The sequence below is a fragment of the Methylopila sp. 73B genome (assembly GCF_000526315.1).
GTDB lineage: Bacteria > Pseudomonadota > Alphaproteobacteria > Rhizobiales > Methylopilaceae > Methylopila.
The window spans coordinates 983,387-999,854 of record NZ_JAFV01000001.1 but is presented as its reverse complement, the minus strand read 5'-3'; the positions used below and the strand labels follow the sequence as shown (position 1 = coordinate 999,854).

At 67.9% G+C, this 16,468-nt stretch carries 18 protein-coding genes; 13 read left to right on the top strand and 5 right to left on the bottom strand.

The genetic code is table 11. From position 1 onward, the window contains the following. Nucleotides 1–7: 7 nt before the first annotated feature. Complete coding sequence (gene cysS, locus K244_RS0104870) at nt 8–1,366, bottom strand: cysteine--tRNA ligase (protein WP_020185127.1); 1,359 nt, start codon at nt 1,364–1,366, stop codon at nt 8–10. Between the two features lie 652 nt (nt 1,367–2,018). On the opposite strand from cysS, the gene pqqB reads away from it, so the two are divergent. The 6 genes from pqqB to msrA all read left to right on the top strand — a co-directional run bounded on the left by pqqB (nt 2,019) and on the right by msrA (nt 6,371). Further along, nucleotides 2,019–2,963, top strand: a complete 945-nt coding sequence (gene pqqB, locus K244_RS0104860; RefSeq protein WP_024816318.1) for a pyrroloquinoline quinone biosynthesis protein PqqB — start codon at nt 2,019–2,021, stop codon at nt 2,961–2,963. A 20-nt stretch (nt 2,964–2,983) separates the two neighbouring features. After that, nucleotides 2,984–3,736, top strand: a complete 753-nt coding sequence (gene pqqC, locus K244_RS0104855; RefSeq protein ID WP_020185125.1) for a pyrroloquinoline-quinone synthase PqqC — start codon at nt 2,984–2,986, stop codon at nt 3,734–3,736. After that, on the top strand, nt 3,733–4,014 hold the full coding sequence (pqqD, locus tag K244_RS0104850; RefSeq protein ID WP_020185124.1) for a pyrroloquinoline quinone biosynthesis peptide chaperone PqqD: 282 nt from the start codon (nt 3,733–3,735) through the stop codon (nt 4,012–4,014). Before pqqC ends, pqqD begins: the two co-directional genes overlap by 4 nt. A gap of 125 nt (nt 4,015–4,139) precedes the next feature. After that, nucleotides 4,140–5,309: a pyrroloquinoline quinone biosynthesis protein PqqE gene (pqqE, locus tag K244_RS0104845; RefSeq protein WP_024816317.1), complete on the top strand. Its 1,170-nt coding sequence runs from the start codon at nt 4,140–4,142 to the stop codon at nt 5,307–5,309. Nucleotides 5,310–5,463: 154 nt separating this feature from the next. Then, nucleotides 5,464–5,778: a polyhydroxyalkanoic acid system family protein gene (locus K244_RS23860; protein ID WP_020185122.1), complete on the top strand. Its 315-nt coding sequence runs from the start codon at nt 5,464–5,466 to the stop codon at nt 5,776–5,778. A 68-nt stretch (nt 5,779–5,846) separates the two neighbouring features. Next, entirely contained in the window at nt 5,847–6,371 is a 525-nt protein-coding gene (msrA, locus tag K244_RS0104835; RefSeq protein ID WP_024816316.1) for a peptide-methionine (S)-S-oxide reductase MsrA, read from the top strand. Nucleotides 6,372–6,450: 79 nt separating this feature from the next. Here msrA and K244_RS0104830 read toward each other — a convergent pair whose 3' ends face one another. From K244_RS0104830 to K244_RS0104820, 3 genes are all read right to left on the bottom strand, one after another. Continuing rightward, a complete protein-coding gene (locus K244_RS0104830) occupies nt 6,451–6,885 on the bottom strand; it encodes a pyridoxamine 5'-phosphate oxidase family protein (RefSeq protein ID WP_020185120.1) in 435 nt (144 codons plus the stop codon). A gap of 141 nt (nt 6,886–7,026) precedes the next feature. Continuing rightward, nucleotides 7,027–7,554 carry a (R)-specific enoyl-CoA hydratase RipB/Ich gene (gene ripB / locus K244_RS0104825; protein WP_020185119.1) on the bottom strand — a complete coding sequence of 176 codons (528 nt, stop codon included), beginning with the start codon at nt 7,552–7,554 and terminating at the stop codon, nt 7,027–7,029. A gap of 65 nt (nt 7,555–7,619) precedes the next feature. Then, complete coding sequence (locus tag K244_RS0104820) at nt 7,620–8,603, bottom strand: tripartite tricarboxylate transporter substrate-binding protein (protein ID WP_024816315.1); 984 nt, start codon at nt 8,601–8,603, stop codon at nt 7,620–7,622. 140 nt (nt 8,604–8,743) lie between these two features. Between K244_RS0104820 and K244_RS0104815 the strand changes: the two genes are divergently transcribed. From K244_RS0104815 to glyA, 6 genes are all read left to right on the top strand, one after another. Beyond that, complete coding sequence (locus K244_RS0104815) at nt 8,744–9,682, top strand: LysR substrate-binding domain-containing protein (protein ID WP_020185117.1); 939 nt, start codon at nt 8,744–8,746, stop codon at nt 9,680–9,682. A gap of 100 nt (nt 9,683–9,782) precedes the next feature. Beyond that, nucleotides 9,783–10,946, top strand: a complete 1,164-nt coding sequence (locus K244_RS0104810) for an acyl-CoA dehydrogenase family protein (RefSeq protein WP_020185116.1) — start codon at nt 9,783–9,785, stop codon at nt 10,944–10,946. Between the two features lie 11 nt (nt 10,947–10,957). Continuing rightward, entirely contained in the window at nt 10,958–12,094 is a 1,137-nt protein-coding gene (locus K244_RS0104805; RefSeq protein WP_020185115.1) for a CaiB/BaiF CoA-transferase family protein, read from the top strand. A gap of 3 nt (nt 12,095–12,097) precedes the next feature. Beyond that, a complete protein-coding gene (locus K244_RS0104800; RefSeq protein ID WP_020185114.1) occupies nt 12,098–12,787 on the top strand; it encodes a class I SAM-dependent methyltransferase in 690 nt (229 codons plus the stop codon). Between the two features lie 89 nt (nt 12,788–12,876). Continuing rightward, nucleotides 12,877–13,695 (top strand): alpha/beta hydrolase, encoded by an 819-nt coding sequence (locus K244_RS0104795; RefSeq protein WP_020185113.1) that lies wholly within the window; start codon nt 12,877–12,879, stop codon nt 13,693–13,695. Nucleotides 13,696–13,825: 130 nt separating this feature from the next. Continuing rightward, nucleotides 13,826–15,088, top strand: coding sequence for a serine hydroxymethyltransferase (gene glyA, locus K244_RS0104790; RefSeq protein ID WP_024816314.1), 1,263 nt, complete (start codon nt 13,826–13,828; stop codon nt 15,086–15,088). A 9-nt stretch (nt 15,089–15,097) separates the two neighbouring features. Here glyA and K244_RS0104785 read toward each other — a convergent pair whose 3' ends face one another. Next, on the bottom strand, nt 15,098–15,799 hold the full coding sequence (locus K244_RS0104785; protein WP_020185111.1) for a dihydrofolate reductase family protein: 702 nt from the start codon (nt 15,797–15,799) through the stop codon (nt 15,098–15,100). A gap of 193 nt (nt 15,800–15,992) precedes the next feature. On the opposite strand from K244_RS0104785, the gene K244_RS0104780 reads away from it, so the two are divergent. Next, entirely contained in the window at nt 15,993–16,442 is a 450-nt protein-coding gene (locus K244_RS0104780; RefSeq protein ID WP_020185110.1) for an Rrf2 family transcriptional regulator, read from the top strand. Nucleotides 16,443–16,468 lie beyond the last annotated feature (26 nt).

Sequence of the window (16,468 nt, the reverse complement as noted above, 5' to 3'; positions counted from 1 at the left end):
GCGTCGCTCACCGCGCGACCTCCCAGGTGGTGCCGCCGGCGCCGTCCTTCAGCACGACGCCCTTGGCGAGCAGCTCGTCGCGGATGCGGTCGGCCGCGGCCCAGTTTCGCTCGCGGCGGGCCTCGAGCCGCGCGTCGACCAGGCGCTCGATCTCCTCCTGAGGCACGCTGAGCTCCGGCGCCTTGGCGGCCTGCCAATCAGCGAGCACGTCGGGGCGGAAGCCGAGGAAGGCCAGCGTCCCGGCCAGCGGCTTGCGGCGGCCCTCGGACTTCAGGCGATGGATCTCGGCGATCATCTTCGGTGTGTTGAGGTCGTCCGACAGAGCCTCGACCACGCTCTCGGCCGGCCGCGGGTCAGCCTCGCCAGCCGCGGCGTCGAACCATTGCGCAAGCGTCCGCTCGGCCTCCTGAAGGCCCTTGAGCGTCCAGTTGATCGGCTGGCGATAGTGCGCGGAGAGCATGGCGAGGCGGGCGACGTCGCCCGGCCAGTCGGCCAGCACCTCGCGGATGGTGACGAAGTTGCCGAGCGACTTCGACATCTTCTCGCCTTCCACCTGCAGGAAGCCGTTGTGCATCCAGACGTTCGCCATGGTGTCCCCGCCGAAGCAGCAGGTCGATTGGGCGATCTCGTTCTCGTGGTGCGGGAAGATCAGGTCGATGCCGCCGCCGTGGATGTCGAAGGTCTCGCCGAGCAGCGCGGCCGACATCGCGGAGCACTCCAGGTGCCAGCCCGGACGGCCCTGCCCCCACGGGCTTTCCCACGCCGGTTCGCCCGCCTTCGAGGGCTTCCACAGCACGAAGTCCATCGGGCCTTTCTTATAGGACGCGACCTCGACGCGGGCGCCGGCCTCCATCTCGTCCAGCGAACGACGCGCAAGGCGACCGTAGGCCGGCATTGAGGCCACATCGAACAGCACGTGGCCGTCCGCCTCATAGGCGTGGCCGCGGGCGATCAGCCGCTCTACCAGCTTGACCATGTCGAGTTCGTCCGCGCCGCGGCAGATGAACTCGGTCGCGCGGGGTTCGTGCGTCGGCGTCAGCGTCCCGAGCTCCGCCACGTCCTCGCGGAAGCCGCGGGCGGTGTCTTCGGTCAGCTCGCGGATGCTGATCCCGCGCTCCGCCGCGCGCGTGTTGATCTTGTCGTCCACGTCGGTGACGTTGCGGACATAGGTCACATGCTCCGCGCCGTAGAGATGGCGGAGCAGCCGGTACATGAGATCGAAAACGATGACGGGGCGCGCGTTGCCGATGTGGGCGCGGTCGTAGACCGTCGGGCCGCAGACATACATCCGCACGTTCGCGGGATCGATCGGCGCGAAGTCGTCCTTCGTGCGGGTCAGCGAGTTGTAGATCTTGAGCGCAGACAAGCGCCGTCCTCCTCATCGGCCGGGAGGTCGTTCTTCTCTCATCCAAAGATCAAGAAAAAACCGCCGCGGCCCGCTTTTCAGCTAACCGCAGATAATGACGATCCGGTTGATGCGGGTCGACGGCTTGGCTTTCATGGCGCGGGACAATGGTGAACCCCGCGCGAGGCGTCAAGCGAACGGTCGCCCAACCCGTGGCCTGCAACCGCTCGCTGTCGCCCACCCCGCCTGAGACGAACGTCTAACGAGCTTGAATACCCGCCGGCGCGTCGCCGATCGCCGGAAAACGAAGCCGCCCAAGAGCGCGTCGCGATTGCGGCGATACGGCGCCGCCGCGGACCGCGCGGACAGTTGCAAACCTAAGAGGTTCTTGAGAAAACCACGCCCGCATTACCAAGATTTAAGGCGGCGTTCTATGGCGGCGGATGGGCGCCGAAGCTATATTCCATCGTGCGCCAAATCGAACCGGATCTTATCCGTCGGCGCGGAAGTCTTAGGAAACCCCGAAGGAGGTTAACATGGCCATTTGGACCGCTCCGATCGTCTCTGAGACCCCGGTGGGCCTCGAAGTCACGTCCTACAGCCCGGCTGAGCTCTGAGCTTAGTTGGAATGTAGTGAGGATGACAGGCGCAGCGGCGGATTAACATCATGGCGTTGCGCCTTGTCGTTCTCGGTTCTGCCGCCGGCGGCGGCTTTCCTCAGTGGAATTGCCGCTGTCCGGTGTGCGATCTCGCGTGGAAGAACGATCCACGCGTGAAGCGCCGGACCCAGTCGTCGATTGCGGTCGAGACCGGTGAAGGGCGCTGGACGCTGTTCAACGCGTCGCCCGACTTGCGCTCCCAGATCCTGGCGACCCCTCTGCTGCAGCCCACGGGTCTGCGCGAGACTCCAATTCGCTCTGTGGTGCTGACCAACGGCGACGTCGACCATGTCGACGGCCTTATCACGCTGCGCGAGCGTTCGCCGCTAACCGTCTACGCAACCTCGCAAATCTCCGGTATTCTCGACGCCAACCCGATTTTCGGGGTGCTGGCGAAGGACATGGTGGCGCGAGAGGTCGTGGCGCTAAACCAGCCGTTCCGCATCGACGACTCGACGATCGAGTTCTTCGGCGTCCCGGGCAAGGTGCCGCTCTATCTCGAGACCGAGAATCTCACCATCGGCGACGCCGGCGGCGACACGGTCGGGGTGGGGATCACGCGCGACGGGGTGACGCTGGTGTACATACCGGGATGCGCGACGGTTGACGCCGGCGTGCTCGCCCGCGTCGACGGCGCGGACGCGCTGCTGTTCGACGGCACTGTGTTCGAAGACGACGAAATGCGCCAGGCGGGAGTCGGCGTGAAGACCGGACGCCGCATGGGCCACGTGCCCATCTCGGGCGAAGGCGGATCGCTTCACGCCTTCGACGGTGCGCAGGTGGGTCAGAAGATCTACATTCACATCAACAACACCAACCGTATCCTCGTCGAGGGCTCGGCCGAACGCGCGGCCGTCGAGGCGGCCGGATGGCGGGTGTCGGAAGACGGGCTGGAGGTCGCGCTAGGCGGCCTCGCCTTGGAACGGACGTTCGACGACCGCGGGACAACCGCGGCTTGAGATCTGCGGAGGACTTCGCGATGCCAGACCTGCTCTCCCACGCCAAACTGGAGGCGCGTCTTCGCGACGTCGGCGCCCGGCGGTACCACAGCCGGCATCCGTTCCAGATCCGCCTGCAGTCGGGCCAGTGCACCCGCACCGAGGTCGAGGCCTGGGCGCTCAACCGCTACCTCTATCAGGCCTGCATTCCGCAGAAGGACTCGCAGATCCTCGCGCGGCTGGAGGACGCTGGCATGCGGCGCGAGTGGCGTCAGCGCATCATTGATCATGACGGCGAGCGCGAGGGCGAGGGCGGCATCGCCAAGTGGCTGAAGCTAACCGACGACCTCGGCCTCGACCGCGAGACCGTCATGTCGGGCCGGCTCGCCCTCCCCGCTACCAAGTTCGCGGTGACGGCCTACATCTCGTTCTGCCGCGACCGATCGTTGCTGGAGGCGATCGCCTCGTCGCTGACCGAGCTGTTCTCGCCGTCCGTCATCAAGGTGCGGTCGGAGGGCATGCTGGCGCACTACGACTACGTGACGCCCGAGACGCTCGCTTACTTCAACAAGCGTCCGGTGCAGGCCAAGCGCGACAGCGATTTCGCCCTCGCCTACGTGTTCGAGCACGCCAAGACCCGCGAGCAGCAGGACGCGGCGATTGCGGCCCTGGAGTTCAAGTGCTCGATGCTTTGGAGCATGCTCGACGCGCTGGAGCACGGCTACATTTACGCCAAGCCTTGGCCGGACGCGTTCCAGGCCGAGCGCGGCGACGCCCGCCAGGCCGCGGAATGATCGAGGTCTCCTCGGACGCGGTCCCGAAACTTCCGCGCGGCGTGCGTCTTCGCCGCGACGAGGTGCGCAACGAATGGCTCCTGCTCGCGCCCGAGCGCGTGCTGAAGCCCGACCCGATCGCGGTCGCCGTGCTGGAGCGCTGCGACGGCGTCCGGACCGTGACTGCGATCGTCGACGATCTCGCGACCGCCTACGCGGCTCCGCGCGAGACGATCGAGGCTGACGTGAAGAAGATGCTGGCCGATCTTCAGGCCAAGCGCGTGCTGGATGTGGACTGAGGGCGACGGCAACGGCGACGGGTCGCGCCGTCATGCCCGAAGCGCTTTCCCGCAAGACGCGCTTTGCCGGGCGGCGCCCTGAGACGCGGTCTCGGCGCGAACGAAAGGAACGCGCAATGAACGACATGACCGTTCCGAACCCGTCCACGGCGACCCGCGTGCCGCCGCCGGCGCCGCTGGGCATGCTGGCGGAGCTCACGCACCGCTGTCCCTTGTCCTGCCCCTACTGCTCCAACCCCGTGGACCTCGAGAAGCGCTCGCTGGAGCTCGACACCGAAACCTGGAAGCGGGTGTTTTCCGAAGCCGCCGCCATGGGCGTGCTCCACCTGCATCTCTCCGGCGGCGAGCCGACGGCGCGCAAGGACATCGTGGAGCTGACGGCCCATGCGGTGAAGGTTGGGCTCTACACCAACCTGATCACCTCAGGGATTGGCGTCACCTACGACAAGCTCAAGGAGCTTGCGGACGCGGGCCTCGACCATGTCCAGCTGTCGATCCAGGACGCGCTGCCCGACAACGCCGACCGCATCGCGGGCCTCAAGGGCGCGCATGAGAAGAAGCGCATTCTCGCAGGCCAGGTGCTCGAGCTTGGCCTGCCGCTGACCATCAACGCCGTTATCCACCGCGCCAACATCGAGAACATCGAGGCGCTGGTGCACATGGCGCTGGAGTTCGGCGCCCGGCGGGTCGAGATCGCCCACTCGCAGTATTACGGCTGGGCGCTCGAGAACCGGAACATGCTGATGCCGACGCGTGAGCAGGTGATGGCGGCCGCCGCCACCGTCGAGCGGCTTCGGGAGGAGCTTCAGGGCAAGCTCGTCATCGACGCCGTGGTGCCGGACTATTACGCGCGGCTGCCGAAGCCCTGCGTCGGCGGTTGGGGCAAGCAGTCGCTCAACGTCACGCCGCAGGGCAAGGTGCTGCCCTGCCACGCGGCCGAGACCATCCCGCACCTCGTGTTCGACTACGTCACCGAGAGGAGCCTCTCGGAGATCTGGGAGCACGGCTCCGCGTTCGAGGCCTACCGCGGCACGAGCTGGATGAAGGAGCCCTGCACCTCCTGCCCGCGCAAGGAAATCGACTTCGGCGGCTGCCGCTGCCAGGCGCTGGCGATCACCGGCGATCCGGCGAACGCCGACCCGGCCTGCTCGCTGTCGCCGTTCCACGCAAAGATCACCTCGCTTGCGCTGAAGGCGGCGGACTCGGGCAAGACTGACTATGTCTACCGCAGCTTCGGCGGCGTGGACGGTCGGCCCAAGGTGCAGATCACCCGCAACAACGGCGCGCCGACTTAGGACCGACGTCGCGTCGGCCGTCCGGCTTACGGTTGCCGGAAACGATCGGTCCTTGCCTATTGGGGAAGACGGAGCGCAGGAGCGCCGCAACGCGTTCATTCCGGCGCGCGCGAGATATGATAGGCAGCGCCCTTCAACGGACGGGAGCTGCGCATTGAAATTCGAGATCCCCCACAAGCTCGGCCGGACTGAAGCCAAACGCCGGATCGAGAACGGCCTCCCGGCATTGGAGCGGCACATCCCCGGCGGCGGGATGGTCGCGTCCTCCTGGACGGCTGACGACAGGCTCGCGCTTCAGATTTCCGCCATGGGGCAGTCCGTTGGCGTCGCGATCGAGGTCGAGGACACGCTGGTCCGGGGCGAGATCGAGGTGCCTCTGATGCTGTCGATGATGTCCGGCGCGATCCGCGACTTCGTCGAGAAGAGCTCGCGCATCATGCTGGAGAAGCCCGGTCCTTCGCGCGCCTGATCCGGCGCTTTGAAAAGCCGCCTCGGCGTCCCGATATTCTCCCCATGACCCAATCGAAGGAGACGGCGATGAGCACGACCACCGAACGCGCGGTTCTGGCCGGCGGGTGCTTCTGGGGCATGCAGGACCTGATCCGGAAACAGCCCGGCGTGGTCTCGACCCGGGTGGGCTACAGCGGCGGCGACGTGCCGAACGCCACCTATCGCCACCACGGCACCCACGCCGAAGCGATCGAGATCACCTTCGACCCCGAGATCACGAGCTTCCGGCGGATGCTCGAATTCTTCTTCCAGATCCACGACCCCACGACCCTGAACCGCCAGGGCAACGACCGCGGCCTCGGCTACCGGTCGGCGATCTTCTATGTGGACGACGTCCAACGCGAGATCGCTGAGGAGACGATCGCCGACGTCAACGCGTCCGGGCTCTGGCCGGGGAAAGTCGTCACCGAGGTCGCGGCGGCCGGCCCGTTCTGGGAGGCCGAACCCGAGCACCAGGACTATCTCGAGCGTTTCCCCAACGGCTACACCTGCCACTATATCCGCCCCAACTGGCGGCTGCCGACCCGTGACGAGGTCCGGCGGGCAAGCTAAGGCGCGGCGAGGAGCGTCGGTCCCAAGGGGTCGACGCTCCTTCAATTCGTGCGCCGCGCGAGCGCGGGCGAAGCTGGCGTCAGGGGCGGATTTCGCCCGCCTCTTCGCCGTTCCAGTAATGAATGCGCTCGGCGCGCACCTTGATCAGGACGACGCCCGGCGTGTCGACGCCGTTCGGGAACCAGCGATCAAGATCCTTGGTCCAATGCGCTTCGAACGCGCTCTTGTCCCGGATCAGCTCGGCGACGCCTTGCACGGAGACGAAGAGGGGCGGCTTGCCCAAAAGCCCTTTGGACCCTTGGAACGACAGCGAGACCTTCGGATCGCGCTCCACGTCGGACACCGTCCGCGACTGTTCGAAGGTGAAGTAGAAAGAGTCGCCGGCGTAGTCGACGTCGCGGTTGTTGCTCATCGGACGGCCTGCAAGCGCGCCGTTGTCGGTCGTGGTGAAGAGCATCGCGAAATCGATGTCGCGCATCTTTTCCGCGAGGTCGGTGATCGTCAGGTCGCTCATGCAAGTCTCCGGTTGATCGCCCCCGGATCACCCCAACGCCCTGCCTCGAAGAAAGTTTGCTTGAGCGCGGCCGCGCCTGACGAAACCCGATCGATCTCCATCCAAGCTCCCTAGCTCGGACAACCTTGCAAGGCGGAAGCTTCAGTAGTTCGCGGCCTCTTCCGGCGACTGGCCGCGGCGGTAGACCAGCATGGTCCGCTCGAAGCTCATCACCTCCGCGCCGTCCTGGTTCACGCCGCGGGTGAGCACCGTCACGATGCCCTGATGCGGCCGGCTTTTGGATTCGCGTTTTGAGAGCACCGTGCTTTCGGCGTAGAGCGTGTCGCCGGCGAACACCGGCGCCGTCGCCTTGACCTTGTCCCAGCCGAGATTGGCGACCACCTTCGCGCTCACCGTGCGCACGCTCATGCCGGTGAGCAGCGCCAGCGTGAAGGTGGAGTCGACCAGCAGCTTCCTCCACTCGGTCTTGTCGGCGTAGGCGGCGTCGAAGTGGACCTGCTGCGTGTTCATGGTCAGCAGCGTGAACCACACGTTGTCCACGTCGAGCAAGGTCCGGCCGGGCCGATGCTCGTAGATGTCGCCCGGTTCGAAATCCTCGAAGTAGAGACCGGAGGTCTCGCGGAAGCGGCGCTCGCCGACGATCTTGTAGGCGGGAAGGCTGTCGGTCATGGGGGGCGGCTCTCCGGGTGTCGCGCCCGCGCCGCGATAGGGCGCGGGCCGCCTGGCAAGGACGGTCAGTCGGCGTATTCGCCGGCGGCCCTGATGATCGGCGCCCAGCGATCGATCTCGGCGAAATACTTCGCCTTCAGCCCCTCGGGCGTCGCTTCCGCGTCGGACACCGGCGCCGTGCCGAGTTCGGCGAAGCGCCTCACGGTCTCCGGATCGTGGAGCGCGGCCTTCAGAGCCGCGTTGAGCTTGTCGACCACCGGCGCGGGCGTGCCGGCGGGCACGTACATGCCGTGCCAGACGCCGACCTCGAAGCCCTTCAGGCCGAGTTCGGCGGCGGTCGGCACGTCCGGCAGCACGGGGATGCGCTCGGCGGTCGCGGTGGCGTAGGCCTTCACCTTGTGGGTCTTCACAGGCCCGGTCGCGCCGGTGGTCTGGTCGCACAGCAGGTCGACCTGGCCGCCCATGGTGTCGGTCATCGCCGGGCCGGTCCCCTTGTAGGGCACGGTCGTCAGCTTCACGCCCGTCAGCTGCATGAACAGCATGCCGCAGATGTGGCTGACGGCGCCGGGGCCCGCGTTCGCGAGCGAGACCTTGTCCTTGTTGTCCTTGATGTAGGCGAGCAGCGCCTTGAAGTCGGCGGGCTCGAAGTTCGGCCGGCTCACCAGCAGCATCGGCACGGTCGTGACTTGGCCGACGAAGCCGAAGGAGGTCTTAGGGTCGTAGGCGAGCTTGCGGTAAAGCGTGGCGCTGGTGGTGATGCCCATGTGGTGCAGGAGGATCGTCTGCCCGTCGGGCGTCGCGCGGGCGAGCCGGCCGGACGCCAGCGTGCCGCCGGCCCCCGTCGCGTTTTCGACCAGCACCGGCTGTCCGAGCTCCTTCTCCATCACCCGCGCGACGAGCCGAGCGACCACGTCAGTAGGTCCGCCCGCTGCGAACGGCACCAGCATCGTGACGGGGCCCTTGGGGAAATCCTGCGCCGACACCGGCGCGACTGTCGAAACGAAAGCGAGGGCCGCCGCAGCGGCGAGGCGCCTGAAGACCATTCCCATCCTCCCATCGGTCCTGTTTCGGACCTGTCACGGACGCCGGTCGAGCGGCGCCTCGATCTCAAGAGGTAGCGGAGGGCGCGACCATCGAGAAATGTTATATCGCGAACTCAGCTTTAGCATTCGGCGATAGGTCTCGAGGCATGGACGTCCATCAGCTCAAGACGTTGATCCACGTGGCCGAGCTCGGCAGCCTGAGCAAGGCCGCCGACCGGCTGCGCATCGCCCAACCCGCGCTCAGCCGCCAGATCCGCATGCTGGAGCAGGAGATCGGCCAGCCGCTGTTCGAACGCCACGGCCGCGGCATGCAGATCACCGACGTCGGGCGCGACGTGCTGGCCCACGCCACCCGCATCATGGCCGAACTCGACGCCATCCGCGCCACGACCTCGGGAGGCGGCTCGTCCTACCGCGGCGCGGTCACGATCGGCATGACATCCACGGTCGCCGAGATCGCGACGGTTCCCCTCGCGACCCGAGTGAAACGCGAGCATCCCCAGCTCGCCATCCGCTTCGCGTCCGCCTTCTCCGGGCATGTGCTGGATTGGCTGCAGCGCGGAGAGGTCGACATCGGCATCTCCTACGATCCGCAGCCCATGCGCTCGCTGCGCATCCGCCCGGTGATGACCGAAAGCCTGCTGCTGGTCGGCGCAGGCGCGGAAGGGCTGGACCGGAGCGAAGCGGTCGCCTTCGCGAGCCTCGCCGGGCGCGACCTGGTGCTGCCGAGCCCGCGCCACGGCCTGCGGGCCATCGTCGAAGACTGCGCGCGCAAGGCCGGGATCGTGCTCACGGCCAGCGTCGAGGCGGACTCGTTCGGCGGCATGATCGCGCTGGTGCGCGGCGGCTTCGGCCCCACCATCCTCCCGCTTGCGCCGATCTACGCGCAGGTCGAGCGCGGCGAGCTATCCGCCGCGCCGCTCGTGGATCCCGCCCCCACCCGCCGCGTCGTGCTGGCGTTTCCCGCGGACCGTCCCGTCAGCCCCGCCGCCCGCTTCGTCGGCGACGCCTTCATGGAGATCGCAGCCGACCTCGTCGGACGCGGCGTCTGGCTCGGCCACAAGCTCGCGCCGGATAGAGCGTGACGCGAGCTAGATCAGAAGGCGATACCTCAAAGCCACGATTGCTATTTGTGGGCACGGCTCCGCGCCGCTAACGCTTCCCGGCATCAGGGAGCCACATGCCATGACGACAGCCGCGCGCGAGACCTATGCGGAGATCCGCGAGAGCGTCGCCAAGCTCTGCGCGCAGTTTCCGGGCGCGTATTGGCGCGACCTCGATCGCGAGATGACCTACCCCTCCGCGTTCGTCGAGGCGCTGACCGCGGCGGGCTATCTCTCCGTGCTCATTCCGGAGCAGTACGGCGGCGTCGGGCTGCCGCTATCGGCCGCCGCCGCCGTGCTGGAGGAGATCCAGCTCCAGGGCTGCAACGGCGCGGCCTGCCACGCCCAGATGTACATCATGGGCGCGCTGCTTCGGCACGGGAGCGACGCGCAGAAGGCCAGGTACCTGCCCGCGATCGCCTCCGGCGCGCTTCGCCTGCAGGCGTTCGGCGTGACGGAGCCGACCAGCGGCACCGACACCTCCTCGATCAAGACCTTCGCCCGCCGCGACGGCGACCACTACGTCGTCAACGGACAGAAGATCTGGACCAGCCGCGCCGAGCACTCCGACCTGATGCTGCTGCTCGCGCGCACCACGCCGAAGGAGCAGGCGGCGAAGCGCACCGACGGGCTGTCGGTGTTCGTGGTGGACATGGCGGAAGCTTTGAAAACCGGCATGACCATCCGGCCGATCCGGACGATGATGAACCACGCCACCACCGAGGTGTTCTTCGACGACGTCCGCGTGCCGGCCGAGAACCTCGTCGGCGAGGAGGGCAAGGGTTTCCGCTACATTCTCTCCGGCATGAACGCCGAGCGCATCCTGATCGCCTCCGAATGCGTCGGCGACGCCAAGTGGTTCATTCAGAAGGCGACGGCCTACGCCCGCGAGCGCAGCGTGTTCGGACGGCCGATCGGCCAGAACCAGGGCGTCCAATTCCCGATCGCCAAGGCCTACGCCGCCATGCGCGCGGCCGAGCTGATGGTGCGCGAGGCCGCCGAAAAGTTCGAAGCCGGGCTGGATTGCGGGCCCGAGGCGAACATGGCGAAGATGCTGGCCGCCGACGCCTCCTGGGAGGCCGCGAACGCCTGCGTCCAGACCCATGGCGGCTTCGCCTTCGCCGAGGAGTACGACGTGGAACGCAAGTTCCGGGAGACGCGCCTCTACCAAGTGGCGCCTATCTCGACGAACCTCGTGCTGTCTTACATCGCCGAGCACGTCCTCGGCCTTCCGCGCTCCTACTGAAGGCTCATTCCATGACCCGTCCGCTCGAAGGCCTGCTCGTCGTCGCGCTCGAGCAGGCGGTGGCCGCTCCGACGTGCACGATGCGGCTCGCCGACGCTGGGGCGCGGGTGATCAAGCTGGAGCGGATCGAGGGCGACACGGCGCGGCACTACGACCGCAGCGTGAAGGGGATCAGCGCGTATTTCGCCTGGCTCAACCGCGGCAAGGAGAGCGCCGCGCTCGACCTGAAGTCCACGGACGACCTCGCGCTGGCCCATGCGCTGGTCGCGAAGGCCGACGTGTTCGTGCAGAACCTTGCGCCGGGCGCGAGCGTGCGGCTGGGCCTCGGCGCCAAGGATCTCGTCGCGCGCCATCCCCGCCTGATCGCGCTCGATATCGTGGGCTACCGCCAATCGACGCCGGCGCGGGGCCTGCGCGCCTACGACATGCTGGTGCAGGCCGAGAGCGGCATCTGCAGCGTCACCGGAACGCCGGAAGAGGCGGTGAAGGTCGGCGTCTCCATCGCGGACATCGGCACAGGGATGAACGCCCACGCCGCGGTGCTCCAAGCGCTCTACGAACGCGAGCGCACCGGCCGCGGCAAAGCGATCGAGATCGCGATGTTCGACTCCATGGCCGAATGGATGGCGGTGCCGTTTCTGCACTACGAGCACCAGGGCCGCATCACGCCGCGCACCGGCCTCAGCCACGCGTCGATCTTCCCCTATCACGTGGCCGACTGCGTGGACGGCGGCGTCGTCATCGTGGTGCAGAGCCCGGCGGAATGGGTCCGCTTCTGCGAAGGTGCGCTGGGCCGGCCCGACCTCGTGGCCGATCCGCGTTTCGCCGACAATCCCCTGCGGGTCGAGAACCGCGACGCGCTGGCCGCCATCATCCAGGAGACCTTCGGCCCCGCCACCCGCGCCGCGATGATCGAGTGTCTTGAGGCGCACCAGCTCGCCTGGGCCAAGGTCTCCGACGTGCGGGACATGGCCGCCCATCCCGCCCTTACCCGGATGACGGCGACCTTGGCCTCGGGCGAGACCTTCGACCTCCCGACCTCCCCGCTCACCGCCGCCACCACCTGCGCGCGCCCGCCGGAGCTCGGCGAGCACACCGCCGCCATCCGGGCGGAAGTCGCGGCGGCGCTTGCGCCAGCCGAGGCCTGACTGGTGGCGCGCCGCGCGGCTGACACGGCGGCGGAAATCCTCGCCGCGCTTGGTCCCGTCGCGGGGCGCGGGATCCTCGACGTCGGTTGCGGACACGGCAGGCTGTCCGCGGCGCTTGCCCGTCAGGGCGCGCGTATGATCGCCGTCGATCCTGATGGCGCCGCTGTCGCCGCCGCGCGCCAGGCGGCGCCCGACCTGCGCGTCGAACAGGCGGGCGCCGAAGCTCTGCCGTTCCCCGACGCCAGCTTCGACGGCGTGGTGATGCTGAACAGCCTGCACCACGTGCCGCGCGAGAGCCTCGCCGCCGCGCTCGCCGAGATCGCCCGCGTCGCCACGCCAGACGCGCCGATCGTGATCGTGGAGCCGCTCGCCGAAGGCACGTTCTTCGACGCCATGCGGCCGCTGGAGGACGAGACCGCGATCCGCGCCGCCGCGCAGGCGGCGCTGGACGAAGCCAGCGCCGACGGCGGGCCGCTGGTCTTGGAATCCGTTGAGGAGTTCGAGCGCGTGGAGCCGTTTCGCGACGTCGAGCAGTTCCTGGAGCGTCTGGTCGCGGTCGATCCGGCCCGCCGAAGCGCCCTGCCCGCGGCCCGCGGCGAGGTCGAGCGGCTGTTCGCTGAGCTTTCGGAGCCCACGGCTCTTGGCGCGACCCTGCGCCAGCCGTTGCGGATGCATCGCCTGCGCCGAGCCTGACGTCCTGGCGTCGAGCAAAGCGCACCCGCGGCGCCGCAAGGAACCACTGGCGGCTTCTCCCGTTGAGCCCACAACTCAAAGGAGAGTGCATGCCTTACATCGAGACCCTCGACAAAGTCCGCCTTTTCTACAACGACTGGGGCGTCGGCAAGCCGATCGTGCTGATACACGGTTGGCCGCTGAACGCTGACATGTGGGAGTACAACGCGTCCTTCCTCGCGGAAAACGGGTTCCGCGTCATCGCCTATGACCGCCGCGGATTCGGCCGGTCGGACCAGCCGTGGAGCGGCTACGACTACGATACCTTCGCGGCCGACCTGAAGGCGCTGCTTGACGGACTGGACCTGAACGACGCCGCCCTGGTCGGCTTTTCCATGGGCGGCGGCGAAATCGCGCGCTACCTCGCGCGCTATGGCGCGGACCGCATCTCCAAGGTCGCTCTTGTGGCGGCGGTGACGCCCTTTATGCTCAAGACCGACGAGCACCCCAACGGCGCCGACAAGTCGCTGTTCGACGGCTTCGTCGACGACCTGAAGAAGGACCGGCCGCACTTCCTCGCGGGCTTCGGCAAGCAGTTCTTCGGCGCAGGACTGCTCAACTTCTCGGTGTCGTCGGACATCCTGCAGTGGGCGCAGGGGCTCGCGCTCCAGGCGTCGCCTAAGGCCACCATCGATTGCGTGCGCGCCTTCTCGGAGACCGATTTCCGCGCCGACATGGCGACCTTCACCGTCCCCACGCTGATCATCCACGGCTCCGGCGATGAGACCGTGCCGGCGAAGATCTCAGGGCAGGAGGCCGCGAAGCTCGTGCCCTCGGCGACCTACATCGAGTATGACGGCGCGCCGCACGCCCTGACCTACACCGAGCGCGACCGCTTCAACGCGGATCTGGCGGCCTTCCTCGCCTGATCTCCTGCCTCCGCGGCCCATGACGGCGCCGTGGAGGGTTGCGACCGACCTCCGAAGCCCCGATGACTTGGCGCAATCCGTCGCCGCGAGCGACTCGCCGCAACGCGACGGCTTCGGAGGTTCGATCGTCATGTCCGTGCTCCACGACGGCTATTTCACCGAAGGGCTCGAAGCCGATCCGGCGCTCGCCGCGGCGTTGCGGGGCGAACTTGAACGCCAGCAGGACGGGATCGAGCTGATCGCCTCCGAGAACCTCGTCTCCCGACTGGTGCTGGAGGCGCAGGGTTCGGTCATGACCAATAAGACCGTCGAGGGCGTCGCCTTCGCCCGCTACTACGGCGGAGCGGAGTTTGCGGACGCCGTCGAGGCGCTGGCGTTGGACAGGGTGAAACGCCTGTTCGGCTGCCGTTGCGCCAACGTGCAGGCCCATTCCGGCTCCAACGCCAACAACGGTGTGTTTCTCGGCCTGCTCGCGATCGGCGACGTCATCCTGTCGATGAAGACATCCGCTGGCGGCCACATCAGCCACGGCCACCCGGCGACGCTGAGCGGGCGCGACTACCGCGTCGTCCATTATGGCGTGAGCCGCGAGACCGAGCGCGTCGATCTCGACGAGGTCCGGGCGCTCGCGCTCGAACATCGACCGAAGATCATCGTCGCCGGCGGCTCCGCCTACGCCTGGACGCTGGACTTCGCCGGCTTCCGAGCGATCGCGGACGAGGTCGGGGCCTGGCTCATGGTCGACATGGCCCATTTCGCGGGGCTGGTCGCGGCGGGCGTCTATCCCGATCCCTTCCCGCACGCCCACGTCGTGACGTCCACCACCAACAAGTCCCTGCGCGGGGCGCGCGGGGCGATGGCGCTCTGGAACGACGAGGCGCTGTCCGACCGCATCAACTACGGCATCTTCCCCGGCGTGCAGGGCTCGGTGATGCTCCACGTCGTCGCCGGCAAGGCCGCCTGTTTCGGCGAGGCGCTGCGGCCCGAATTCAAAGCCTACAACGTGTCGGCCGTCGCCAACGCACGCGCGCTGGCCGACACGCTGGCCGCGGCCGACGTACGCCTCGTCGGCGGCGGGACCGACACCAGCATGGTTTTGGTCGATCTCGTGAACCAGGGCATCGACGGCGGCGTGGCCGCGAAGGCGCTGGAGAGCGCTGGCCTCGCCGCCAACAAGAACCTGATTCCGTTCGATCCGCGGCCGGCCGAGGCGCCGTCGGGCTTACGGCTCTCCAGCAACGCGGGAACGACGCGCGGCTTCGGCGTCGACGAGTTCCGCCGCATCGGCGACTGGATCGTCGCCGCCGTCACGGCCCGGTCAGACGCGGCGGCCCTCGCCGCGATCCGGGACGAGGTGCGCACGCTCTGCCGCGCTTTCCCCATCTACGGTTGAGGACCGCTCTCAGCGCGTCCGGGGCGAGACCGCGTAGCGCAGCCAGACCACGCCGTTGCGCGCCTCGAAGCTGGTCAGTTCGAGCGAGAGACTGTTGGCGAGCCCCTCCTCGCCCGCTTCGAAGATCGCCCGCTCGCCGGTGACGCCGTTGATCGACGGCCACACCAGCACGACCACCTCGTCCACGACGCCGGCCTTGAGGAAGGCGCCGTTGACCCCGCCGCCGCCCTCCAGCAGCAGGCGCTTCACTTCGAACTCGCGGGCCAGCACCTCGAGCGCGGCGGCGAGATCGATCTCAGGGCCGCCCGAAACGACGTAGGACACGCCGTCCGCCGCGAGTTCCGCGAGATGGGCGTCGGCGACGTCGCCGGCGAGCAACACGATCACATGGTCGCCGCCGATGTCGCCGGCCTCGAAATGCACCTTGCCGGCGGGGTCGAGGATGATCCCGTAGGCCGCGGCGTCGCGGCGGGCGACGTGCACCGGACGCACGGGCCGTCCGGGCGCCGCGGGCGGGTGCGGCTTGGCCTTCGACATCTCCTGAGCGGTGACGCGGCCGATGATCCACCCGTCGCCCCCGAGTTCGTCATGCGCCGCCTCGAAGGCGCGGCCGCGCGCCTTGATCTCCGCCTCGGCGCCCTCGCCGGAGCGCCCGGAGCCGAGCCGTCCGTCGAGCGAGGTCAACATCAGGCAGGTGACATGCGGCTTCATCGATCGCTCCAGTCATGCTTGTGGGCGGTCAGGTCGAGCTAGCGCGTGGCGGCCCAAAGGCCAGCGCCACAACCGGCGCGAGGGTCGTTCGGCGCGGCTCGTTCCGCTCTCTTGCCGATAATGTCTATTTATTCCATCGAGTGATTATGCCTGACCTGTCCTGTGACCTGCCCGACCGATCGAGCGCGCTCCGATGCTGACCAAGAAGGCCAAGTATGGTCTCAAGGCGATGGTGGATCTGGCGGGCCTGCCGCCGGGCCGCTCCACCTTCGTCGCCGAGATCGCGGAGCGAAACGGCATTCCGAAGAAATTCCTCGACGCCATTCTCGGCGAGTTGCGCAACGCCGGCCTCCTAAACAGCAAGAAGGGGAAATCCGGCGGCTACATGCTCGCGCAACATGCCGAGGGCATCACCGTCGGCGAGATCATCCGCGTGCTCGACGGGCCGCTCGCGCCGATACCCTGCGCCAGCCGCTCCGCCTTCTCGCCGTGCCAGGACTGTGAGGACATCGGGCGCTGCGAGGTGCGAATGATGATGCTGGAGGTGCGTGAAGCGATCGCCGGCGTGCTCGACCATCGCACCCTCGCCGAGATGCGCGACCTCGGCGGCGACGGCATGACGAGCTTCGTCTATCAGATCTGACCGCGGCGGCGCCGCGACCTGCCCCT